Origin of the sequence: Rhodococcus sp. MTM3W5.2, assembly GCF_001984015.1 — a bacterium.
Taxonomy (GTDB): domain Bacteria; phylum Actinomycetota; class Actinomycetes; order Mycobacteriales; family Mycobacteriaceae; genus Rhodococcus_G; species Rhodococcus_G oryzae.
The window spans coordinates 162,350-184,368 of the sequence record NZ_CP019572.1 but is presented as its reverse complement, the minus strand read 5'-3'; the positions used below and the strand labels follow the sequence as shown (position 1 = coordinate 184,368).

Here is a 22,019-nt window from a genome sequence, read left to right as displayed (position 1 = left end):
TCCTCCCGGCGGGCCGTGACGGCTATCAGCGAGCGACGCGGAACCCGACATCGTCGATCCGGTAGGTCGGGTGGCTGCGCCGTCGGGCTGACGCCCGGCAGCTCCAGTGCTCGTCGAACCAGCCGCCCCCGCGCAGAACCCGATACGTGCCGTACACCTCGGGGTCGTAGAGGTCCCAGCACCATTCCCAGACATTGCCCAGGGTGTCGTGCAGTCCCCAGGCGTTCGGCTGCTTCCTGCCCACCTCGTGCGGCCCGCCGTCGGAATTCTCTCGATACCAGGCGATCTCGTCGAGGGGGCCGTGCCGCGGACCGGTCGTCCCGGCCCGGCAGGCGCGTTCCCACTCGGCCTCGGTCGGCAGCCGGTACCCGTCGACAGTTGTGTCCCAGGTGACGTCGTCACCGACAACGCGGTAGGCGGCGGCGAGGCCGGACTGCTCGGACATGTTGTTGCAGAACGCGATCGCGTCCCACCAGGACACACCCTCGACCGGCAGGTGCGCACCCCGGGTCGCCCCTGGCCACTCGCCGGTGATCTCGGCGTACTCGCCCTGGGTCACGGGAGTAGCGGCGATCTCGAAGGCGCCGACATCGATACGCCAGCTACGACTTGTCCGCCGATCCGAGAGGGTGACGTCCCCCGCGGGGACGGCGATCATCTTCATGGCTGGTCGACTCCTGCATATTCGTTCATCGCGCGCTGTCACATTCTCGGGGTGGCGGCCGTCATGGTGGTGAGTCCGTTCGAACCCGATGAGGAGACAATTCCGATGAACACCGCCTATGTCATCGTCACCATCCTGGCCGCAGCGTGGGTCGGCTACTCGGCCGCCGCCGTCTTCTTCCGCGCCGGATGGGTCGTGGAAGCCCTGACCGACTACGGCGTCCCCCAGTCGTGGTGGCCGTGGCTCGGTGCCGCCAAGGCAGCCGGGGCTGCGGGCCTGCTGGTCGGCCTGTTCGTGCCGGCGATCGGCGTCCTGGCCACCATCGGCCTGTTCCTGTACTTCACGGGGCGGTCATCACCGTGATCCGTGCCCGCTCGTACGCGCACATCCCGTTCCCGCTGCTGTACCTGGCGCCGGTGCTCGTCGCCGCCGGGCTGGGATATGCGGCCTGAGCACGATCTCCCGGTCGGTACGGCGGAGCCACGGCCGACCGGGAGGTCTGGTTCAGTGCTGCGGGATGGGGTGACCCTCGGACGCCTGAACGACGACGAATCCGTTGCCGGTGAGACACAACTGGTATGCCTCACCCGAACCGCGTCCGATCGCCGCGGACATCTTCGCGGTCTTGCGGATCGTCGACTGCAGCCCGGTCGACCACACCACCGCGCTCTGCATGTCGACAAACGTGGGGGTGTCCACGTTCAGCACCACGGGCGTGCCGTAGACGTTGATCGCCAGCACACCGCGCCCACTGAAGGTGGTGTTGAACAACCCGCCGCTGAGCATCGACGCACCCTCGACCCGATTGATGTCCCAGCTCAGCGAGCTCTCGAAAGCGAGAACGTTCGTCCCGTTGACGGTCACCGACTCGTCCTCGAGTTCGAGCAGGAAAATCTCGTCGGCGTCTCGGGCGAGGAAGACGTCGCCGCTGCCGGACACCTTCATCAGCGACATGCCCTCGCCGGTGAGTGCCTTCTTGAACAGTTTGCCGAGGCCGCCGCTGCCCTGATAGGCGAAGTCGACATCACCCTGGTAAGCGACCATCGACCCCTGACGGGCAAGGAAGTGCCCACCGGTTCCGGCCAGGTCCACCTTGAGCATTCGCGAGTTCTGGAGCACGAAAGTCCCAGGCTCACCACTACGTTCCGCGTTCTTCATCAGGTCGCTACGCATGCTCCCGATGCTAGCCGAATACGATCCCGTCCGGGCCAGGCCAACTCGATGCGGCGACCCAACGCGCTCCAGAATCGTTGGAGCACTTTCTATTTAGTTGAAAACACGACCCCGGGGAAGAGCGGTATCGCCTCCCGCCCCTGGGTCGTGTTCGCAACCCGCCGTTCGGTCAGCCGATGCTGAAGGGCTGTCCCCAGAGGGTGACCGTGCTCGTCACGTTGTCGGTGTCGATGGTGACGTTGACGTAGGAGCGGGCCTGCGCGTAGCCGGCGCAGCCCTCGACGCCCATGGTGGAGTCGGCCCAGGTGACGCTGCCGGTGGCGCCCTCGAAGGAGTGCTCGCCGGTGTGCGACTCGCCGCCGAAGTCGTCGGCGGACTCGAGGTCGAGGATCGGGAAGCTCGCGGCCTCGCCTGGACCGATCGAGACGGTGCCCGCCCCGCCTGCGGTGGGTTCGGCTGCGCCCTTCCACTCGGCCCCGATGCCCGCATCCGCACCGGTCTCGCCGCCGAGGGTGAGCTGGCATCCCACGATGTAGCCGGGCTCGATTGAGCCGCCCTCGGCGCCGGATCCGCCGGAGATCTCGACCTTCGCCGAGCCGGAGACCCACACGTTGCGGTGCAGGGGAGTCGCCCCCATCGACGGCGACACCGTCGCGGACTCATCAGTCATGGAGACGGTCACCACGGTGCCGTCCGCGAGGGTCTTGGTGATGGCGCCGCCCGGCAACGGGACGATGGTGTCGGCATTGGCGGCTCCGACGGAGCAGAAGCCCAGCGCTACGGCTGCGGCCGCTCCGGTCGTGACGATCCGCAGCCCGCGCCGCGGGCTGGCCTTGGTGTGCATCATGAATTCCTTTTTGCAGGTGAATGTTTCAGATTTCGGGTGTGGACTGTGCGTGGCCGCCTCGTTAGCCGATGCTGAAGGGCTGGCCGTACAGGGTGGTCTTGGAATAGTCGTTGCCGACGATCTCGACCACGGTGTAGGAACGGGCCTGGGCGTAGCCGCCGCAGTTCTGGATCTCGAGCTGGGTGTCCTGGTACTGCACCGAGTAGGTGCCGTTGCCCGTGATGTCCTTGCCCGCGACGTTCACGAACTTGACCTGGCCGGCGGAGACCGGGACGGTCAGCGACCCGGAGACGGACGGCCCAGAGAGGTCGACGCCTGCGCCGATGGAGCCGCCGAGGCCGGTGATGTCGACCTGGCATCCGACGATGTAGCCGGTGCTGACACGGGAGACACCGTGCGTGGACGAGTTGTTGGTGCCCTTGTCGTTGGTCGCCCCGTTCGAGGGTCCGGCCTCGCCGTCATCCGGGGCGCCGGTGACATCGGCGGTGACGGTGCCCGAGACCCACGCGGTGCGGCCCGCGCCATTGGCGGCCAGCGACGGGGAGATCAGGGCGCTCTCCTCGGTCCGGGTCAGCACCGCTCCCGGACCTGCCTTCTGCCCGTCGGGCAGCGGCACGAAGGTGTCGGCATGGGCGGCACCGGTGGACATCAGTCCGATCGCGACGGCTGCGGTGGCACCAACCCCCGCCCGGTGGGCGAGAAGGCGCGCTCGAGTGTTGTTCGTGTTCATGGATTTCCTCTTGACGGTCCGCAAAACGGACATTGGTGGGACAGTCGTGGGCGTCGCGTGGGCACGACGGCCGTTGCGGCTCATAGCCAACCGCCGAAGCGACGGATGAACCAGACTTTGACGCCCTGGGTGAGCACGCAGTACGCCGTCAGCGTCAGAATCAGCCACGGGAAGTAGGACCACGGCAGCGGAACCAGGCCCAGCGCCTGACCCCACCCGATGAACGGGAACACCAATCCGAAGACGCAGACGAGCCCGGTCGAGATCAGGACCGGCAGGGAGGCCCTGGACTGGATGAACGGGATGCGTCCCGTCCGGATGATGTGCACGATCAACGTCTGCGAGATGATGGATTCGATGAACCACCCGGACTGGAACAGTGCGGCCTGCTCGGGGTGTTCGCGGCGAAGACGAACCACATCAGTGCGAACGTGGTGATGTCGAAGATCGAGCTGATGGGTCCGATGAAGACCATGAACCGGGTCAGGCTGCGGGTCTCCCACTTGCGCGGCTTCTCGACGAACTCGCGGTCCACCTTGTCCCACGGGATCGTCAGCATCGCCATGTCGTAGACGAGGTTCTGCACCAGCAGCACCGCCGGGATCATCGGGATGAACGGAAGCAGTGCGCTCGCGACGAGGACCGAGAACATGTTGCCGAAGTTCGAGCTGGCGGTCATCTTGATGTACTTGAGGATGTTGCCGAAGGTGCGGCGCCCCTCGACCACACCGCGCTCGAGGACACCGAGGTCCTTCTCCAGCAGGATGATGTCGGCCGACTCGCGGGCGATGTCGGCGGCGGTGTCCACCGAGATCCCGACGTCCGCGGTACGCAGGGCCGGTGCGTCGTTGACCCCGTCACCGAGGAATCCGACCGTGTGCCCGTTCCGCTTGAGCGCGTCGACGATCCGGGCCTTCTGCAGCGGATCGGTCTTCGCGAAGACCGTTGTCTCTCCGACGATCGCGTCGAGGCCGTCATCGTCCAATCGGTCGATCTCAGCACCGGTGACGATGGATCCGACATCGAGACCTACCTTCCCGCAGACGGTCTCGGCGACCAGCTCGTTGTCGCCGGTGATCACCTTCACCGCGGTCCCGTGGGCTCGAAGCGCTTCGATCGCAGCGGCGGCCGACTCCTTCGGCGGGTCGAGGAACGTCAGGAAACCGACGATCGTCATCTCGGTCTCGTCCGCCGTCGAGTAGTCGCGCCCGGTACCGCCCGGGGCAGCCGGCAGACGCCGGGTGGCGAGAGCCAGGACCCGCTTGCCGAGCCCGTTCTGCTCGGCGACGAGCCGGTCGAGGGCCGAGAGCAGGCCCGGCGTCAGCTGGCGGGTTACGCCGTTCATCTCGACCGAGGTGCACACGGAGAGCACCTCCTCGACGGCGCCCTTCATGATGATCAGGTCGGCGTCGCCGTCGTTGACGACCACGGACATCCGCCGGCGAGCGAAGTCGAAAGGGATCTCGTCGACCAGGCCGTGCTCGCGGCGGATCCGCTCGACCAGGTCCGGGCCCGCGGCCTCGACGACGGCGCCATCGAGGAGGTTGCGCAGCCCGGTCTGGAACACCGAGTTCATCGTGGCCAGACGCAGCGTGTCGGTACTGAGCCTGCCGGCCGTGTCCAGGTGCTCCTCCAGCACGATTCGGTCCTCGGTGAGTGTTCCCGTCTTGTCCGTGCACAGCACGTCCATCGCACCGAAGTTCTGAATAGCATTGAGCTGCTTGATGATCACCTTGTGCCGGGACATGTACAGCGCGCCCTTGGCAAGATTGGCGGTGACGATCAGCGGAAGCATCTCCGGCGTCAGCCCGACCGCGGTCGCGACGCCGAACAGCAGCGCCTGGCTCCAGTCCTTGGTGAGTCCGTTGATGATGAACACCGCAGGCACCATGATGACCATGAAGCGGATCAACAAGAAGCTGACCTTCTTCACCCCGATGTCGAAGCTGGTCTCGGGACGAGACGTACCCAACCCTCGGTCATCGCACCGAAGTAGGTGTCGTCCCCGGTGTGGATCACGACGGCGGTCCCCGATCCGGACACCACCGAGGTGCCCATGAACGCGAGGTTCCCGGCCTCGAGGATCCGATCGGGTTCGAGGCCGGCGACCGGATCGCCCGTCTTCTCCGCTGACATCGACTCGCCGGTGAGCATCGCCTGGTTGACCTGCAGGTCCTTGGCGCGCACGACCCGCATGTCCGCGGGGATCATGTCGCCGGCAGCGAGCTGGACGACGTCTCCGGGCACCAACTGCTCGATGGGGAGCTCGGCGGTCACCACAGTGTCGCCCATCTGGCGAGTGGTCGAGACCGTGGTGCTCACCATCGCCTTGAGCGCCTCCGAGGCCCGTCCCGACCGGTACTCCTGCCAGAACCGCAACGAGACGCTGATCAGGATCATCACGCCGACCGTGCTGATCCCCATGTAGTCGGGACCCTCTTCTGGGTCGGCCAGATAGACCTCGGTGATGTACATGATCACGCCGATGAACAGCAGGATCAAGATGAACGGATTCTTGAAGGTGGCGAGGAACTGCACAATTGCGGGTGCCGGTCGGTCATGGCGGACCTCGTTGCTGCCGTGCCTGCGGCGCAGCGGGTCGATCTGGTCTGATCTCAATCCCTTTGGAGTGGTGTGCAGTTCGGCGTAGACGCCCGGGTGACGCAGCCGGGTGAATCCGGCGAGCTCCGCCATCTGACGGTCTGGGAGAACAGACTGACTATTTCGTTTGGCGGCCTTGCCCGGACGCCCCGGGGGTGCCGCGACACTTGTTTTCGACATGACAGATCTCTCGGTCGCACACGAACTCGCTAATGTCCGGGCACGACGAAATAAGCTCTGCGACTGTGACTGTCGCGAGAATGATCGCGGCGAGTTGCCGCGCGCGAAGGGTCCGACGGTGTCCGCGACTAGCGGGCGCGATGGACACCGGCGGTGAGGAATCCAGGCGAGGCCGGATATCGACTCGGCGGTTCGTCCACGGTGGTCACCTCCCGGGTTCGAATGCGGGCACGTCCAGGGGGACGAAGCTCCGCGACGGTGTGTCCACAGCACAGAAGGGCAGGATCGAGGCCGCGACGCGACCGCGTGTGAATACCGACACGAACGAGTCGCCCTGCCGAATTCGACACCCCCACGTACGAGTTTTGGCACTGCACGACGTGTCCCACACCACTGTGGGAAGCCACTTTGGGTCACCCCTTAAGCCGGGGAGACCTGTCCTGACCTTGGGCGTCTCTCGACGTCGTGAGATCAGTGGCCTGTGTTCGTGCAGACGCCTCACCTAACGAGGTGCTGCGCCGACAGGCAACCATTGCGGTCGGCCGGATGTCAACCTGCATCCACTGATCACCGACCTCCGCGATGCACCGGCGTCACGGTGTCAAGCCGAGCAAGTGATCTAAACTGGTTGTGTAACTGCACAATCAGGCATCTTGTCAGCGAAAAACATTTCGCAGCAACCTTTTCTGTCGTTGGAATGATCTTGATGCGCCACCGCGCTTGCGGTTTGACATATATCGCGGGTGTCGGCACCATGGTCGGCGTAAGCACCTCGCTAGGCGAGGCTCCTGCATGAACACAGGCCACTGATCTGACGACGTCGACAGACGCCCAAGGTTAGGACAGGTATTCCCGGATTAAGGGTCTATCCAAAGTGGCTTCTCGATCCCCTCGAGACACGTCGTGCAGTGCCGAAGCTCTGACGAGAGGGGTGCCCGACCAGGACATTTGCCGTCCTGGCGCCCTCCCCGTGTGTGAGTCGACGCCCGCGTGCGTCTTGTCTGCGAGGAGGTGAGGAACGAGTGAGTATCAGCGATAGTCCGTATCCGTATACGACTTTCATTTCGTTCCGAACCGGCCCCGGCGCAGCATCAGCATTCTGCGACCTGACGCCTCGGTAGCCCGATCCCGGCCTCGTCGTGAGCACTCCAGTGCCTCGGCTGAGTTCCGGCGCGGCGTCAACTCGACGGATCTGCATCGTCTCTGCCATGGGACCGGCTCCTCCGACAGGAGAAGACCGTGGCTTTTGTTATCACGCAACCTATTTCGTCGGCACGCGAGTCCGTGGCGCTGCACACGATTCGACGCGCGGCGAACCGGCTGTGGGGGCACCGCAATCTGACCCCGCAGGAACGCGCCAACCTGTACGCGTCGCGAACGCCGGTCGCGGTGATCACCGCCTCGATGGGCGGGCACCCGCACCCGGGCGAGGCGCGTAGCTGGTGACACTGCCGATCGCGCCCGAAGGCTCCTCCGCCCCGATTCAGGGCGGAGCGGAGTTGGCCGCCAAGCGGGCTGACCCCGTCCGGCCGGCTCCGATCCGCGATCCAGCAGGGCTTCCCGCGTGACCCGCGCCATACTTTGCCTCCTTGCGCATACCCCCGGGGGTACTAACTTGGTCGGCGGGAACACCACACGACGAGAGGCCGAGACATGAGCACCAACACGCACGGCGACCACCAGGCTGCGCACGCCGATCACACTGCTCACCACCACCATGGGCATCCGGCGGCCCCGGCGCACGCAGGCCACGGTGTGCGCGACCACACCGCCCACGCACACCACACCCCGGCCGACCACCACGGTCACGGCGCGAGCGCGCCCGGAGGTCTCCAGATCACGCAGGACGGATACACACTCGACCTCGCCGAGACCATCGTCGGCCGGGGCGACGTCGACTTCCGGTTCCGCGTCCTCGGCCCGGACGGCCGACCGGTCACCGGCTACACCCCGATCCACGACCGTGACCTGCACCTGATCGTGGTGCAGCGCGAGCTGACCGGGTTCTGGCACGTGCACCCCGAACTCGCGGCCGACGGCACCTGGTCGGTTCGACTGAACCTGCCGGAGGCGGGGTCCTACCGCGTGTTCACCGACATCTCGCCCACGCTGCTCGGGCGGACGATCACGCTGGGCGCGGATCTCGCCGTCGCGGGCGCCTACGATCCGCGACCGACCCCGAGCGAGACTCGCACCGCGGTCGTCGACGGCTACGAGGTCATCCTCGACGGAAATCTCGCTCCCGGAGACGGCGAACTGCTGACACTCACCGTGCGCAAGGACGGCCGGCCGGTCACCGATCTGCAGCCCTACCTGGCCGCCTTTGGCCACCTGGTGGTGCTCCGGGCCGGTGACCTGGCCTACATCCACGTTCACCCGAACGGCGTACCCGGCGATGGGGTCACTGCTTCCGGCCCCGACATCACCTTCCACACCGCGGTACCCGGCCCCGGTACCTACCGACTCTTCCTCGATTTCAAGCACGGCGACACCGTCCGCACCGCGGCGTTCACCCTCGTGGCCACCGCCCACCAGCACTGAAGCACCATCCCCGGAGGAGGACCCATGTGCACCTGCAGTTGTCGACGAACCCGTGACCCACCCCGCCCATTTCAGACATTCGAAGAAAGTGTTCGCGATGCGAAAGCCGTTGATCACGTCTCTGTTCACCAACCGCGACTACCTGCGACTGTTCATCGCCCAGGTGTCGTCACTGTTCGGTACCGGTTTGACCACCGTCGCACTGGGACTGCTCTCCTATGAGCTCGCCGGTGCCGACGCGGCCGCCGTGCTGGGCACCGCGCTGACAATCAAGATGTTTGTGTACGTCACGGTCGCGCCGATAGTCGCCGCCTACGCCGACCGCTTTCCCCGCCGGCGCTTCCTGGTCGGGCTCAACCTTGTTCGCGCCGCCGTCGTGCTGGCACTGCCGTTCATCGACCAGATCTGGCAGATCTACGTGCTGATCCCGGTGCTGCAAACCGCCTCGGCCGCGTACACCCCCACCTACCAGGCGATCATCCCCGACATCCTGCCGGACGAGCGCGAGTACACCCGAGCGCTCTCGGCCGCGCAGCTCGCCGCGACGATGGAGACCCTGCTGAGCCCGATGCTGGCCGCCGCGGTCCTGACCCTCATCAGCTTCCACTGGTTGTTCGTCGGCACCGCAATCGGATTCGCGGTATCGGCCGTCCTGGTGATTGCGACCCGCATCCCGAATGCCCGTTCCGCCACGGCGGACACCTTCCGGGACCGGATCGCGGTGGGCATGCGGATCTTCGCCGCCACGCCGCGGCTACGCGGTCTACTCGGCCTGAACCTGGTGGTTGCCGCCGCGGGTTCGGTGATCATGGTCAACACCGTCAACTACGTCCGTGACACGCTCGGCGGTACCCAGTCGGGAGTGGCAATGCTCCTGTCTGCCAATGGGTTCGGCACGATGCTCGTCGCGTTGTCGCTACCGCGATTCCTCGACCGCCTCGGCGCCCGGCCGGTGATGTTGGCCGGCGGTGCCACCCTGATCGTTGGCCTCGGAGGAGCTGTCGCCCTGTCGGCCACCGATGCGGGCGACTGGCGCTGGGGCGCGGCGATCGCTGTGTGGGCCGTGGTCGGCGCGGGTACCGCGGCGGTGCTCACCCCGACCGGGCAGGTACTGCGGCGCTCGTCGCAGCCCGCCGACCGGCCGGCGCTCTTCGCCGCCCAGTTCTCGCTGTCGCACCTTGCCTGGCTGCTCACCTACCCGATCGCGGGGTGGCTGACCGCCGCCGGCCTCACCACCACCTGGATGACGCTGGCCGTGATCGCAGGCATCGGGATCACCGTGGCCGTGCGGATGTGGCCGCGGCACGACCCGGCGGAGATCACGCACCTGCACGAGGCCGGGACCATCGACCCCGCCCGACTGGCCGACGCCGACCGCGTGGGCGATCGTCTCTACCGGCACACCCACGTGTACGTCATCGACGCCGAGCACCGGCGCTGGCCTACCCAGGGTGCGCGGGAGCATGCTCTGGTCGCGTGACCATTCCGGATCCGCCGGCCTGTCTGCGAATCCCGGCCCGGCCCACGATCATTCGATCCGGGCCGGGCCTCGACCGCTCTCTACCCTAGTTTGCAGTCGAGGATGGCTACGTCGTAGAAGTCCGCCGCCTTTCGGAACTGCTCCTCGAGGCGCGGCCAGCGGTCCTCCGCACCAAACCGGGACCGCGCTCTGGTGTACTGCTCGCGTGCACCGGACTCGTCGCGCGTGGCGAGCCGATAGCGGAGGACGTCGAAGTCGATGTCCGACCCCACGGACTGAGCGATATCGTCGGGGCCGCGAAGCTGACCCATCACCGCCAACGCACTGGTGAGTGCCGCGCGGAGCTCGTCGGCGGCCGCGGGAACGTCACTGTCGGCGTGCACGGTCACATGCGGCCCGATCCCGGACGCGATGCTCTCGATCCGGCGCCGGTACTGGCAGTCGACCTCGGCTGGGCGATGTTGGGGTGTCCGTCCGATGACCCTGTCGAACTCCACCGAGTAAACGCCGCAGTTGACGTAGAACCGGATCGACTCGTGGCTGTTCCCCGCCGACCGTTGGAGGTTGATGACGTCGACCAGACCATCCCGCTCCCGCGTGAAAGTCAGCTTTCGCTTCCGGAAGCCATGCTCCTTCAAGAGCGGAACGACACTCGCGCCGAGGAGAGTGACGAATGCTTCTTCGGCCGACGGATGCTCCATCCGACCATGTTCGCAGACCCGGCGGCCGGCGGGTCCGTCGACCACCGGCGGTACGCCTGACCTGTCAGCTTACGTCAGCCGTAGCGAAGCGCTCGCGCAGAGTAAGCTTCTTGAACTTGCCGGTGGCCGTTCTCGGAATGGCGGAGACGAACTCGAATCGCTCGGGCAGCTGCCACCGCGCAAACTCGGTCGACAAATGCTCACGCAGCGGCTCCGGGTCCACCGTCATGCCGTCCCGGAGAACCACCACCGCCAGGGGACGCTCGCCCCAACGCGGGTCGGGTACGGCGATCACCGCGGCCTCCGCCACCGAGGGGTGCGCCATGAGGTGGTTCTCGAGATCGACCGACGAGATCCATTCGCCCCCGGACTTGACCAGATCCTTGGAGCGATCGCAGATCCGGATGCAGCCGCGGTGGTCGATGCGGACGATATCGCCCGTCCGGAACCAGCCGTCCTCGGTGAAACTGTCTGCGCCCTTACCGTTGTGGTAGGCGGCCGCCACCCACGGTCCGCGCACCTCGAGCTCGCCCATGGCGCGGTCATCCCACTCGATGAACCCGTCGTCCTCGCTGCGGGCTCTGATGTCGACGAACGGCATCGCAACGCCCTGCCTGGCTCGGAACGCGTACTGGTCGTCATTCTCGCTCTCGTAAAGGTCCGCGGGGAGTCGGCTGACGGTGCCCAGCGGTGCGGTCTCTGTCATTCCCCAGGCCTGGACCACCGTCAGACCGTGGCGGTCGTATCCCTCGAGCAGGCTGCGCGGCACCGCCGCCCCTCCGACGATCAGCCGGTCGAGGTGGCGCAGGTCCCAGCGCTGCGGCTGCGCATCGAGAGCGTCGAGCATCGCCATCCACACCGTCGGCACCCCCGCCGTCATGGTGACTTTCTCATGCGCGATCAGGTCGAGCACGCTGACCGGGTCCAGCTTCGACCCGGGCAGGACCAGCCGCGCGCCGAGGAGTGCGGCGGCGTATGGAAGGCCCCAGGCGTTGGCGTGGAACATGGGCACCACCGGCAGCAGCGTGTCCTGCGTCGACACCCCCAACGCATCGGGCAGGGCCGCGGTCAGCGAATGGAGCACCAGCGCTCGGTGTGAGTACACCACGCCCTTCGGGCGTCCCGTGGTGCCGGACGTGTAACACATTGCGCCAGCACGCTGTTCGTCGAGAACCGGCCACACCATCGACTCGGCCCCGTCGATCAGGGCCTCGTAGTCGAGCATCCACTCCGGCGCGGACTCGCCGTGCGCGACGACGATGACGTGCTCGAAGTGGTGAGCATCGCGGAAGCCCTCGAGCACCTCGAGCACCTCGAGCAGGGATTCGTCGACCACGATCACCCGGTCCTGCGCGTCACCTACGATGAACGCGAGCTCGTCGGCGTGCAGTCGCGGGTTCAGCGTGTGCACGACCGCCCCCATCGTCGGGACCGCAAAGTACAGCTCGAGGTGCTCCGCCTGATTCCACAGCAGCGTGGCAACCCGGTCACCGTCACCGACGCCAAGTCCGGCCAGCGCGGTGGCGAGCCGGCGCGCCCGCCGGGCACACGCCCCGAGAGTGGTCCGGGCGATGCTGCCGTCGGGGCGGCGTGAGACGACATCCTTTCCACTGTGGAATCGCTCGGCTCGCTCGACCACCGCGGTCAGCGACAGCGGGTAGTCATCCATGGTCAGGCCGTTGATCACGTAACACTCCTAGATGGGGACAGAATTCGGCGAACGTGCTGGGATCAGGCGTGGTGGGTGAACCCGACCTGGCCCGGGCGGCGGTTCGGCGCGTAGCCGAGCTTGGCGAGGGTCTCGTCGGCGTCGGCATAGGTGGTGCCGATCTTGTAGATGTCGCGGGCGTCCTTGCCGGTGGCGACATCGCGACCGAGCTCACCGGCGATGCGGACCAACTGCTGGATCTGCTGGACCGAGGTCTTCTTCTCGCCCTTGCGGCCCCAGATGGTGTCCTCGTTGCCGCAGCGGGTGTGCAGGCCCATCGCGATCGCCATCGTGTTGACGGGCAGCACGCTGCGCATGAGGGACTCCAGCGTCAGGGCCGCTCCGTCCGGGACACGCTGGACGAAGTTCATGATGTTGTACGGGTTCGGCCCCTCCATGCCGCCGCCGATGCCGGTCCACGTCACATTCAGCGGGCCGGTGTAGACCCCGCGGCGGATGAGCCGCTCGACGCTCTCGAGGCCGGTGATGCCGGTCAGCGCGAACAGGGGCTGGATGCCGGCGGCCTGCAGGCGACGCAGGTGCTCCTCGACCCAGGCCGGTCCGGCCGGGATCGTCATCTCCCGATACGTCTCCTGCAGTTCCGGACGCGCCAGAGACGTGCCCGCGATGTCGTCCGCGGTCAACAGCTCCGCGATGTTCATCTGGCTGGTATTGATCGCGATCGTGACCTGGTCCGGCTTGGGGTCGAGCTCGGCGAGCATGTGCCGGGTGTCATCGGAGAGCCACTTGGCTTCGGCGCCTTCACCTTCCGGCGCGAATGAGATCGAGCCGCCGACCTGTAGGACCATCTCCGGGACGGCCTCGCGCAGCCGACCGAGCAGCTCGTTGAACTTCGACAGCCGCTTGCTGCCCTTGCCGTCGAGCTCACGCACGTGGATGTGCAGCACCGCCGCGCCGGCCTCGTAGCAGTCGACGGCCTGTTGGACGTGCTCATCCATGGTCAGCGGAAGGTCCTCACGGAAGTCGCCCGGCTCCCACTCTGGCCCATACGGCGCAGCCGTGATGACCAGCTTCTCCTGGTTCTCCGGGAAGAGGGCGTCGTCGTGGAAATGCATGTGTTGCTCCTATCGGTGACTCTGGAAAGAGTTGTCGGGGTTGGGTGTTCGATAGAACCGCCGGGCGGCAATGTCAGATGACGGCGCCTCCGTTGGGACTGATGACCTGGCCGACGAGGTAGTGGGTTTCGCCTGCGAGGTAGACGGCGAGGGAGGCGTACTCCTCGGGAGTACCGAGTCTGCCCACGGGAACGATCTGGTAGAGGCTGCGCTTTTGCTCTTCGGTGGCCCCGTCGAGGTACTCCTGGAATGGAGGCGTCAGGACCCCTCCGCAGGCGATGGCGTTGACGTAGATACCTGCGCCTGCGACGTCGAGCGCGACCGTCTTGGTGAGGCTTGCCACGGCGGCCTTGCTGGCGGAGTAGCCCGGGCTGTGAGTGCTGGCCGCGGAGGTACCGGCGATCGACGTGATGTTGACGATGCGCCCGTAGTGCTGCGGCTCCATGAACTTCAATGCTTCACGGGTGCAGTAGAAGACGCCATGCACGTTGACGCCCCACCACTTGAGCCAGTCGTCGTCGGTGAGGCTGCTGGTGATACCGAGGGACTGGCGTTCCATCGGCGTGGTGACATAGGCGTAGTGCTTGTTTCGGCGAACCTCATCGGCCGGGGAGTTCGGCACGCGGGCGGCGTTGTTGACGAGGATGTGGACGGTTCCGAACTGCTCGCCTGCGCGGGCGAACATCTCCGAGACCTCCTCCCGCGAGGAGACGTCGCACCGGATGGGCAGACTCTTGCGGCCGAGGGCCTCGATCTCCGCGGAGACCTCGTTCAGCCTGTCCTCCTGTACATCGCAGAGCACCAGGTCTGCGCCTTCTTGCGCCATGGCCAGGGCAATCGACCTGCCCAGGCCCTGTGCTGCTCCGGTGACGACGGCAACCTTGTCGAGTAGCTGCTGCAACTTTCTGCTCTCCTTCAGTGGATGGATGGACGAGCCGTCTCGACGCTCCTGGCGATGACAGGCTCGGATGAGCGTGGGATCGATACGGGGGATGCGAGCGCGTCAGTCGAGGCTTCCGATATCTCGCCGGAGGTCTTCAACTCCACCGAAGCAAGCTTGCGGAGACCGGCGGGATAGAGCCGCACACCGAGGACCAAGACCACGATCGACAGGACGGAGGCGAGCGGAACCCACTGCAACGCGCCGAGCAGACCCAGTCGATCGGACATCAGCCCGACGACGAGCGGGCCCAGAGCCAGTCCGAAGACGTTGTTCGCGAGGGTTCCGACGCCGAAAGCCGAAGCCTGGATCGACGGGTGGGACAGGCTGGCCACGACCGCCGTTGTGGCACCGGTGAATCCGGAACAGAAGAATGCCCCGATGCCGATCAACGTCAGCTGCGCCGGCCCGTTGTCGAGCTGGAAGCCGATCATCAGACACACCATCGAGATGGCGCCGTACGCAATCGCGGCACTCCACCTGCGTTCGGGTCGCCGTCGCCCGATCCTGTCGGCAGCGATACCACAGGCGACCGTTCCCGCACCGATCAAGAGCACGAAGGCCGAGGCCGTCAAGCCGGCATCCGCGGCCGCCATGTCGTGGTAGCGGTTGAAGTAGCTGGGAAGCCAGGCAAGCAGCACACCCGCGACGAAGAATTGCATTCCCGCACCGACATATGCACAGGCCAGAGACGCGTTGGTGAACAGACTCGAGATGGGCGCGCGTCCAATCCCTGGAGCGCGCGTCCCGGGAATCTGCTGATCAGCGGCATGACGCGCCAGTCGCTGCTCGTTGACGAGGATCCGGAACAGGACGACCAGGCACAGGCCGAAGGCCGCCATGATCACGAACGCCCCTCGCCAGCCGATCCGATCCGCGAGGATGCCGCCGAGCGCGACACCAACGACCGAGCCGAGAAACCCTGCGCCGATGACGGAGCCACTGAGCGAGGCATGCAGTCGTGGGGAGAAGACTCCCAGAATCACAGCCATGCCCACGCTCGCGTAGGCGGCCTCACCGAACCCGATCAGAAATCGTGCGCCGAACAACTGCGCATAGTTTCCCGCCGCGGCGCACAGGATCGTGGCAACGCTCCACATGCCGGCCATGACCACCACGCTCCTGACGCGACCCCAACGGTCTGCTACAAGCGAAATCGGCAGCGCCAACACACCGACGGTCAGGGCCACGACACTGGTCAGGCCCGCAAGTTGCGAGTCCGACAGGTGCCACTCGGCCTTCAGCACCGGGAAGACCGAGCTGAGAACCTGGCGGGACATGTAGTCCGACATCATCAGGCCGAGGATCAGGGCGAAGACCACCCATGGATAGATCTTCGAGCGGTTGCCTGCGCCGGGAACCTCTCGGGACGGCGTGGACTCCTGGGGCTCCAGTTCCATGCGTGCTCCTGTTCGTGAAGATCGCGTTGGGGCGACGCGTCTCGGATATGGCCGGTTCGGAGAGCTCGCTGCGGTCCCGAACCAGGGGGTCTGCCCGCGAGAAGCGACCGTGTGACGGATTCGACAAGTGCGGGTGACTCAGGTCACGCTATACGGATTGGGTCGACATCACTTGACCCATTGGGACACATTCTTTGGCAGTTTGGGACAGGGGAAATCGATGACGGTGCTGAAGGTGCGGAGTTCGGCTCTGACCGGGTACGTCGAGTTGACGCAGTCCCTCGGCTCGGACCCCGATCCGTTCATGCGTGCGGTTGGCATCGACCCGACGGCCTTGGCCCTGCCGAACACGTGGCTTCCCGCGGAGCGCGTTGACGAACTGTTGGAGCGCACTGCTCTTGCAACGTCCTGCGCGGCCTTCGCGGTCATGATGGCGGACGGAAGGGGCGTGTCGATTCTCGGAGCTGTGGGTTGGCCGCCAGGGAAGAGCCAGACGTCCGGAGCGCGATCGCGCTCATCCTGCGCCACATGCGGGTACACAACGAGGCGATTCGGATTCGGCTCGCCGAGTTGAACGGGCTTGCCTCCCTGCGGATCGAGCCCGCGCCAGGGATGACACTCGGTCGCCAGTCCATCGAACTGGTCATCGCATCGTTGGCCCGGATCCTCAGCGCTTTCCTTCCGGAGGACTGGCGACCACTGTCCACGTGCTTCGTCCACGACGCACCGCCCACACTCGACGTCCATCACCGCGCGTTCGGGACGGACATCGCGTTCGAACAAGACTTCAACGGCTTCGTGCTCTATTCGAGCGATCTCGACTCCGTCAACCCGCTGTCGGACCCGATGTTCCAGCCCTACGCACGGCAGTACCTAGATCTCCTCGCGCCACCGGAGGATATCTCCGCCGTCGGACGTGTCCGCGACATCATCGAAGCCCTCCTGCCGGGCGGAAGGTGCACTGCGGCCCGTATCGCGCGCAGTCTCGGAATGGACAGGCGGACCCTGCATCGACACCTGTCCCAGGCGGGCGAAACCTACTCGTCCGTAGTCGATTCGGTACGCGCAGATCTCGCGCGGCGGTACATCACGCGAGGGACAGGAACCTCACCGACATCGCAGGCGAACTCGGATTCTCGGATCTGAGCGCCTTCTCGCGCTGGTTCCGTCGACAGTTCGGCCTGAGTCCGACGGCGTGGTCCGCCAGGGAACGCGAACTCGGCCCGAGGCCGAGATAGGACCCTCCGGCCATGTAGAGCTCGGGTCGGCTAGACGATCAGATGCCAGGTCAGCGGTCGGCCGACAGTTCCTCCCAGGTATCCCCGGTCCACGAGATGTCGACGGCATACTCACTGTTCACCCCGGTAGCCCAGTAGTCGATGAGACCGTGGTGCGCCGAGTCGAGTTCGATCCAGCCGATCCGGAACTCGCCGCGCAGAATGCGTTGGGCGCGGCGGTCGATCTCGGCCAGCGAGGCGCAGAGCCCGCGGATTCGCGACTCGATCCAATCCGCGGCGGGATCGACGACGGTGATCTCCAGGGTGTCCTCATCGCCGAGCGGGATCACGATCAGCAGCTCGCCGGAGCTCGCCCGAACCTCTCGTGTCGCATGACGCTCATAGGCGCGCAACAGGTCTCGCGGTTCATAGGGCGCATGAGCGCCACCGGATCGTCTGGGCCGAGCAAAGCGGAACACCGGCCTATTTTGCCCCAAGGAGGAGGAAACAATCACTCATGGCTTTTCCCCTTTTCAAGATATAGCGCACCGGGGGGCTTGCCGCAAGACCCGGGTAATGCCGCAGAATCGCTGGCCTGAGTCAGAACTGAGGAAACGGGAGTCAACGAAATGCCAGTGACGGACACCGACGTGATCATCGTGGGCGCAGGCCCGGCGGGCCTGATGCTGGCCGGTGAGCTGCGCCTGGCCGGAGTGCGAGCTCTGGTGCTGGAGCGACAGCCACAGATTCGCGACATCCCGAAGGCCAGCGGCATCGGCGGGCAGATCCTGGACCTGCTGCGATACCGAGGTCTGCTGGAACGGTTCGAAACAGCCAGTAGCGACCCCAATATTGCACCCCGATTCCCCTTCGGCGGTATGTATTTGGACTTCACGCACCTGATCGATCCGCCGATGCGGGCGCTGCCGATCCCACAGATGGAGATCGAGCAACTGCTCGACGAGCACGCCCGCGAACTCGGCGCGAACATCCGCCGCGGACACGAGGTGGTCGGAGTGAGTCAGGACGACGCGACGGTAACCGCGGACGTGCGCGGGCCGGACGGGCCGTTCCGGGTGACCGCCCGCTACCTGGTCGGCTGCGACGGCGGCCGCAGCCGGATCCGCGACATGGCCGGTATCCCGTTCCCCGGCACCACCTATCCAGAGGTCAACCGGCTCGCTCAGGTCACCGTGCACGATTCGGTGACCGTGCAGGGAAACGGCGATATCGACGTCCCCGGGCTCGGCAGGATCCATGCCGGTTTCACCCGAACCGACCGCGGCGTGTTCGCTTTCGCGGTCGGATCCGGGGTTCTGTCCTTCCAAACCACCGAAGACGAGTCCAGCGAGTACGACGATGACGAGCCACTGACCTTGGCCGAGCTCGGCGACAGCGTCCGCCGAGTGCTCGGTGCGGATCTCCCCTTGGGAGATCCGATTCGGCTGTCGCGCTACACCTTCACGGATCGGCAGGCGGAACGGTATCGCTCCGGCCGGATCATGCTGGCCGGCGATGCAGCCCACCTGTTCCCCGCCACGGGCACGGCACTCAACGTCGGCATGCTCGACACGGTCAACCTTGCCTGGAAGCTGGGTGCCGACATCCACGGCTGGGCACCGGCCGGCCTGCTGGACACATATCACGACGAGCGGCACTACGCCGGCGGACGTGCGCAACTACAGACCCGAGCCCAGGTGGCGCTGCGGCGCGGACACGACGCAGCCGCGGACGCGCTTCGGCAGGTCTTCCAGGAACTGGTCGCCGACGAGCCGGCACTGCGCCGCATGGGATCCCTCGTCGGCCACACCGACATTCGTTACCCGATGCCGGGCTCCGACCACCACGCCCTGGCAGGCACCTTCGCTCCGAACCTCACCCTGCACACCGACCAGGGCATCACCAGCGTCACGGAGCTCATGCACTCCGGTCGGCCCATCCTCCTCGACCTCGCCGACCGCTCCGATCTCCGCGAGGTCGCGCGGGACTGGGAGCACCGCATCGACATCCACACCGCCAAGACCGGCGATCGACCGGCCGACGCCCTGCTGATCCGCCCGGACGCACACGTCGCCTGGGCGGCGACCGCCGACGGATCCGCCGATGCCGCCGCACCCGCGCTGCGGGAAGCGCTGTCGTCCTGGTTCGGCGCACCCCTCGAGGAGGCAGTCCCGATCATCGGTCGGCCCTCCTGATCGCCCGACCAGACATTGGCAAGAACTGGAGTCGCGAACTCCGGAGATGCCATCGACGGCTCCGGCTCGCCGGGCCCACACATCACCGCGTGGGCCCGGCGCGCGGAGGCTAGGACTGCGAGTTGAGGAAGAGGCCGAGCCCAAGCAGGGCGCCCGCGCCGCTGAGGAGGCCGGCGCCGAATCCGGCGAACTTGGCGATGGTGCCGAGCATTGCAAGGTCAGCTTCGGAAGATCCCACGGATGTCTCCTTGTTCGATGTGAGTGAGCCTTTCAGTGCACTTACAGTGCACCGATAGTGAACTGGGTTCTTGGCGAGTCTGGAATCGTTAATTTCACTGAGCGGGAAGAGATTACGAGGATCACTGCAGCATCGATGTGCTGGACGTACGACCACGTTGCCACGTATCGACTCGGTCCATCCTGTGATCGCAGGCCCCCGCTAGGGTGCCGATTCCACCGAGGCGGAGTACCGCCGGGCGAGCGTGCGCAGATGCGCGACCAGTTCCGGCGGGCCGTCGACGCGGAAATCCAACATCAGCATGCTGAGGTAGATGGCGATGGTCTCCAGGGCGTCCGCGCCGGTCAGCAGGACGCAGGTGTCCGCGTCGACGGCCTCCACCACGCCGACGGCGGGATTGATGCGGGCGATCACCGTTTCGGCGGGCGCGAGCACGGTGACGCGGGCGTGCACCTTCCAGCCGGTGCTCGCGATGTGGCGCATGACGAAGGCGACCAGGTCCTCGTCGGGCAGCGCGCGGGGCCCGAAGCGGCGGCGGCCCGCGGTCGCCTGGCGCACCTGCGCGACGGGAATCGCTCGCCAGGAATGGGTTCCGATGTCGTAGGCGACCAGATACCAGCGTCGCTGCCAGTTGATCAGGCGGTACGGCTCGACTTCTACGGTGTCGCTCTCGCTCTCGATGGACACCGCGGTCGTGTCGCGGATCGCCCCCGCAAGGGCGGTGAGCACCGCGGCGGGCACCGGGGCGTCCGGTTCTCGCGAACCGGTGGTCGCCGGCCCGAGGGCGGTGGCGTTCCGCAGTGCTGTCACCTGACGCTGCAGCCGCTTCGGCAGGATCTGTTCCAGCTTCGCCAGGGCCCGCGCGACGCTTTCTGCGATGTCCGCGATACCGGTGGAGCCGTCCGCCGCGAGGTCGATCGCGACGGCGACCGCCACCGCCTCGTCGTCATCGAGCAGCAGCGGCGGCATCGTCGAGCCGCGGCCGAGCCGGTAGCCGCCGATGGCGCCGCGTTCGGCGTGAACCGGATAGCCGAGCTCGCGCAGTCGCTGGATGTCGTTGCGCAGGGTGCGGTCGGTGATGTCGAGTCGCTCGGCCAGCTCCCTGCCGGTGTGCGCGCGGTCCTGCAGCAGTGAGAGCAGGCGCAGGACGCGCGTTGTGGTGGGCGCCACATTCACCTCCGAAATTATTAGGAACGAATTCAGCCTAATGGCCCCATAGGCTCAGGTCACACCAAGGAAGCACGACGAAAGGTCCGCCATGAACCTCACCACCGCCGCCGACGCCACCGCGACCCTGCGCCCCGTGTGGCGCGACGTGCTCTCGACCTCCTACTCGGCGCTGGAAGACGTCGTCGCAGGGGTCGGCGACCAGCAGTGGCAGCTGCCGACCCCGTGCTCGGAATGGACCGTCACACAGGTGATCCAGCACGCCGCAGGTGACCAGCTCGCCTTCGCCCAGGCCCTCGGCGTCGGGGTCGGACCCGCCTACAACCCCTTCGACCCCTCCGGCGCCATCGACGGCTCGGCCGCGACACTGGTGCACGAGGCGATCGAACAGACCGCCGCCGCGTGGGCGACTGTCGCCGACGACACCGATTCCGTCCCGACCCCGCTTCCGCACGGCGCGCTCGCGACCCCGGTCGCCGCGGTCATGGCCGCGCTGGACGCCGCCGTGCATGCCTGGGATATCGCGATCGCGACCGGCCAGCCGTCGCCGCTGACCGAGGAACTCGCCGGCCACCTGCTCACCGCGGCACGCACCGCGCATCCGGCGCCCGGCAGTGGTGTCGAGGCCGAGATCGTGGAGCCGCTGCGTCAGTGGGGCGCGTATGCCGCGGTGGTCGAGGGCGAGTCAGGCGATTCGACGGTCGCCGAGCTGCTGCGTTACCTCGGGCGCGACCCGCGCGCCTGACCCGAGGCGGCGCAGGCGTGTACCGAACTCGGCTGCCGAGTGTGCTGCGTCAAAACAGCCGCCCCTCCCGCGATGGGAGGGGCGGCTGTGAGATCTGGTGCTGACGCGGGTCAGAAGGGCCGGCCCAGCATCGTCGCGATCAGCTGCAGCGGCATCGTGATGAACGACGCGCCGACGAAGAGCGCCGATCGGAGCGGATCACCGGCCAGGTATCCCTCGCGGATCCATTCCAGAGCATCAGTCGCCGAACCCATGAGCTTCCCTCCCTGTTTGTTTGCAATACATCAGAACTGTCGGCAGCAAAGCGAGTTCCGTTACAGCACGAAACTGCTCGTGCCAGGCGCATACCGCGACGCCACTTTTCGAGGGGATTTGTCCGTCCGGACGAAGAATGGAAAGGAGTCCGTACCCCTTTC

23 protein-coding genes, 1 pseudogene and 2 riboswitches are annotated in these 22,019 nt (G+C 66.4%); of the genes and pseudogenes, 8 read left to right on the top strand and 16 right to left on the bottom strand.

All coding sequences use genetic code 11. The features are described 5' to 3' along the window. Nucleotides 1-25: 25 nt before the first annotated feature. Entirely contained in the window at nucleotides 26-658 is a 633-nt protein-coding gene (locus tag BTZ20_RS00835; RefSeq protein ID WP_077043373.1) for a formylglycine-generating enzyme family protein, read from the bottom strand. A gap of 111 nt (nucleotides 659-769) precedes the next feature. On the opposite strand from BTZ20_RS00835, the gene BTZ20_RS00830 reads away from it, so the two are divergent. Then, the gene (locus BTZ20_RS00830) at nucleotides 770-1,027 is read left to right on the top strand and encodes a DoxX family protein (RefSeq protein ID WP_223263555.1); all 258 of its coding nucleotides are present in this window, start codon (nucleotides 770-772) and stop codon (nucleotides 1,025-1,027) included. A gap of 141 nt (nucleotides 1,028-1,168) precedes the next feature. On the opposite strand, the gene BTZ20_RS00825 is transcribed toward BTZ20_RS00830, so the two are convergent. From BTZ20_RS00825 to BTZ20_RS27510, 6 genes are all read right to left on the bottom strand, one after another. After that, the gene (locus tag BTZ20_RS00825) at nucleotides 1,169-1,837 is read right to left on the bottom strand and encodes an AIM24 family protein (protein WP_077040034.1); all 669 of its coding nucleotides are present in this window, start codon (nucleotides 1,835-1,837) and stop codon (nucleotides 1,169-1,171) included. Nucleotides 1,838-2,006: 169 nt separating this feature from the next. Beyond that, nucleotides 2,007-2,684, bottom strand: coding sequence for an MspA family porin (locus BTZ20_RS00820; protein WP_077040033.1), 678 nt, complete (start codon nucleotides 2,682-2,684; stop codon nucleotides 2,007-2,009). Between the two features lie 61 nt (nucleotides 2,685-2,745). Further along, a complete protein-coding gene (locus BTZ20_RS00815) occupies nucleotides 2,746-3,414 on the bottom strand; it encodes an MspA family porin (protein ID WP_077040032.1) in 669 nt (222 codons plus the stop codon). A gap of 80 nt (nucleotides 3,415-3,494) precedes the next feature. Continuing rightward, the gene (locus BTZ20_RS27520; RefSeq protein ID WP_223263554.1) at nucleotides 3,495-3,743 is read right to left on the bottom strand and encodes a hypothetical protein; all 249 of its coding nucleotides are present in this window, start codon (nucleotides 3,741-3,743) and stop codon (nucleotides 3,495-3,497) included. A gap of 2 nt (nucleotides 3,744-3,745) precedes the next feature. Further along, nucleotides 3,746-5,386, bottom strand: coding sequence for a magnesium-translocating P-type ATPase (gene mgtA / locus BTZ20_RS27515; protein WP_223263553.1), 1,641 nt, complete (start codon nucleotides 5,384-5,386; stop codon nucleotides 3,746-3,748). After that, the gene (locus BTZ20_RS27510) at nucleotides 5,344-6,108 is read right to left on the bottom strand and encodes a cation-transporting P-type ATPase (RefSeq protein ID WP_223263552.1); all 765 of its coding nucleotides are present in this window, start codon (nucleotides 6,106-6,108) and stop codon (nucleotides 5,344-5,346) included. Before BTZ20_RS27510 ends, mgtA begins: the two co-directional genes overlap by 43 nt. Before the next feature lie 430 nt (nucleotides 6,109-6,538). Continuing rightward, nucleotides 6,539-6,712: riboswitch (M-box (ykoK) riboswitch) on the bottom strand. A 247-nt stretch (nucleotides 6,713-6,959) separates the two neighbouring features. Further along, a riboswitch (M-box (ykoK) riboswitch) is annotated at nucleotides 6,960-7,133 on the top strand. 301 nt (nucleotides 7,134-7,434) lie between these two features. Here BTZ20_RS27510 and BTZ20_RS26460 point away from each other — a divergent pair. The 3 genes from BTZ20_RS26460 to BTZ20_RS00800 all read left to right on the top strand — a co-directional run bounded on the left by BTZ20_RS26460 (nucleotide 7,435) and on the right by BTZ20_RS00800 (nucleotide 10,216). Beyond that, nucleotides 7,435-7,641 (top strand): hypothetical protein, encoded by a 207-nt coding sequence (locus tag BTZ20_RS26460; protein WP_145982152.1) that lies wholly within the window; start codon nucleotides 7,435-7,437, stop codon nucleotides 7,639-7,641. 207 nt (nucleotides 7,642-7,848) lie between these two features. Next, the gene (locus tag BTZ20_RS00805; protein ID WP_077040031.1) at nucleotides 7,849-8,736 is read left to right on the top strand and encodes a hypothetical protein; all 888 of its coding nucleotides are present in this window, start codon (nucleotides 7,849-7,851) and stop codon (nucleotides 8,734-8,736) included. Nucleotides 8,737-8,833: 97 nt separating this feature from the next. Continuing rightward, complete coding sequence (locus BTZ20_RS00800; RefSeq protein ID WP_077043372.1) at nucleotides 8,834-10,216, top strand: MFS transporter; 1,383 nt, start codon at nucleotides 8,834-8,836, stop codon at nucleotides 10,214-10,216. An 80-nt stretch (nucleotides 10,217-10,296) separates the two neighbouring features. Here BTZ20_RS00800 and BTZ20_RS00795 read toward each other — a convergent pair whose 3' ends face one another. The 5 genes from BTZ20_RS00795 to BTZ20_RS00775 form a co-directional block, all read right to left on the bottom strand. Next, a complete protein-coding gene (locus BTZ20_RS00795; RefSeq protein ID WP_077040030.1) occupies nucleotides 10,297-10,917 on the bottom strand; it encodes a DUF4304 domain-containing protein in 621 nt (206 codons plus the stop codon). 64 nt (nucleotides 10,918-10,981) lie between these two features. Beyond that, nucleotides 10,982-12,604: a long-chain fatty acid--CoA ligase gene (locus BTZ20_RS00790; protein WP_223263551.1), complete on the bottom strand. Its 1,623-nt coding sequence runs from the start codon at nucleotides 12,602-12,604 to the stop codon at nucleotides 10,982-10,984. 44 nt (nucleotides 12,605-12,648) lie between these two features. Then, complete coding sequence (locus BTZ20_RS00785) at nucleotides 12,649-13,701, bottom strand: 3-keto-5-aminohexanoate cleavage protein (RefSeq protein WP_077040029.1); 1,053 nt, start codon at nucleotides 13,699-13,701, stop codon at nucleotides 12,649-12,651. A 73-nt stretch (nucleotides 13,702-13,774) separates the two neighbouring features. Further along, nucleotides 13,775-14,602, bottom strand: a complete 828-nt coding sequence (locus BTZ20_RS00780) for an SDR family NAD(P)-dependent oxidoreductase (protein WP_077040028.1) — start codon at nucleotides 14,600-14,602, stop codon at nucleotides 13,775-13,777. 14 nt (nucleotides 14,603-14,616) lie between these two features. Then, complete coding sequence (locus tag BTZ20_RS00775) at nucleotides 14,617-16,041, bottom strand: MFS transporter (RefSeq protein ID WP_077040027.1); 1,425 nt, start codon at nucleotides 16,039-16,041, stop codon at nucleotides 14,617-14,619. Between the two features lie 220 nt (nucleotides 16,042-16,261). Here BTZ20_RS00775 and BTZ20_RS27505 point away from each other — a divergent pair. Together BTZ20_RS27505 and BTZ20_RS29620 are read left to right on the top strand one after the other, a co-directional pair. After that, nucleotides 16,262-17,187, top strand: a pseudogene (locus tag BTZ20_RS27505) (AraC family transcriptional regulator ligand-binding domain-containing protein). After that, on the top strand, nucleotides 17,157-17,279 hold the full coding sequence (locus tag BTZ20_RS29620; protein ID WP_223263865.1) for a helix-turn-helix domain-containing protein: 123 nt from the start codon (nucleotides 17,157-17,159) through the stop codon (nucleotides 17,277-17,279). Before BTZ20_RS27505 ends, BTZ20_RS29620 begins: the two are co-directional and overlap by 31 nt. 50 nt (nucleotides 17,280-17,329) lie before the next feature. Here BTZ20_RS29620 and BTZ20_RS00765 read toward each other — a convergent pair whose 3' ends face one another. Next, nucleotides 17,330-17,773: a hypothetical protein gene (locus BTZ20_RS00765; RefSeq protein ID WP_223263550.1), complete on the bottom strand. Its 444-nt coding sequence runs from the start codon at nucleotides 17,771-17,773 to the stop codon at nucleotides 17,330-17,332. 114 nt (nucleotides 17,774-17,887) lie between these two features. On the opposite strand from BTZ20_RS00765, the gene BTZ20_RS00760 reads away from it, so the two are divergent. Beyond that, complete coding sequence (locus BTZ20_RS00760) at nucleotides 17,888-19,453, top strand: FAD-dependent monooxygenase (RefSeq protein WP_077040025.1); 1,566 nt, start codon at nucleotides 17,888-17,890, stop codon at nucleotides 19,451-19,453. 109 nt (nucleotides 19,454-19,562) lie between these two features. Here the strand turns inward: BTZ20_RS00760 and BTZ20_RS28785 are convergent, their stop codons facing one another. Beyond that, entirely contained in the window at nucleotides 19,563-19,691 is a 129-nt protein-coding gene (locus BTZ20_RS28785; protein ID WP_262982528.1) for a hypothetical protein, read from the bottom strand. Between the two features lie 201 nt (nucleotides 19,692-19,892). Next, nucleotides 19,893-20,861 (bottom strand): helix-turn-helix transcriptional regulator, encoded by a 969-nt coding sequence (locus BTZ20_RS00755; protein ID WP_077043370.1) that lies wholly within the window; start codon nucleotides 20,859-20,861, stop codon nucleotides 19,893-19,895. An 88-nt stretch (nucleotides 20,862-20,949) separates the two neighbouring features. Here BTZ20_RS00755 and BTZ20_RS00750 point away from each other — a divergent pair, with 88 nt between their 5' ends. Beyond that, nucleotides 20,950-21,603 (top strand): TIGR03086 family metal-binding protein, encoded by a 654-nt coding sequence (locus BTZ20_RS00750; protein ID WP_077040024.1) that lies wholly within the window; start codon nucleotides 20,950-20,952, stop codon nucleotides 21,601-21,603. Between the two features lie 110 nt (nucleotides 21,604-21,713). Here the strand turns inward: BTZ20_RS00750 and BTZ20_RS27035 are convergent, their stop codons facing one another. Next, a complete protein-coding gene (locus BTZ20_RS27035) occupies nucleotides 21,714-21,857 on the bottom strand; it encodes a hypothetical protein (RefSeq protein ID WP_179800479.1) in 144 nt (47 codons plus the stop codon). Nucleotides 21,858-22,019 lie beyond the last annotated feature (162 nt).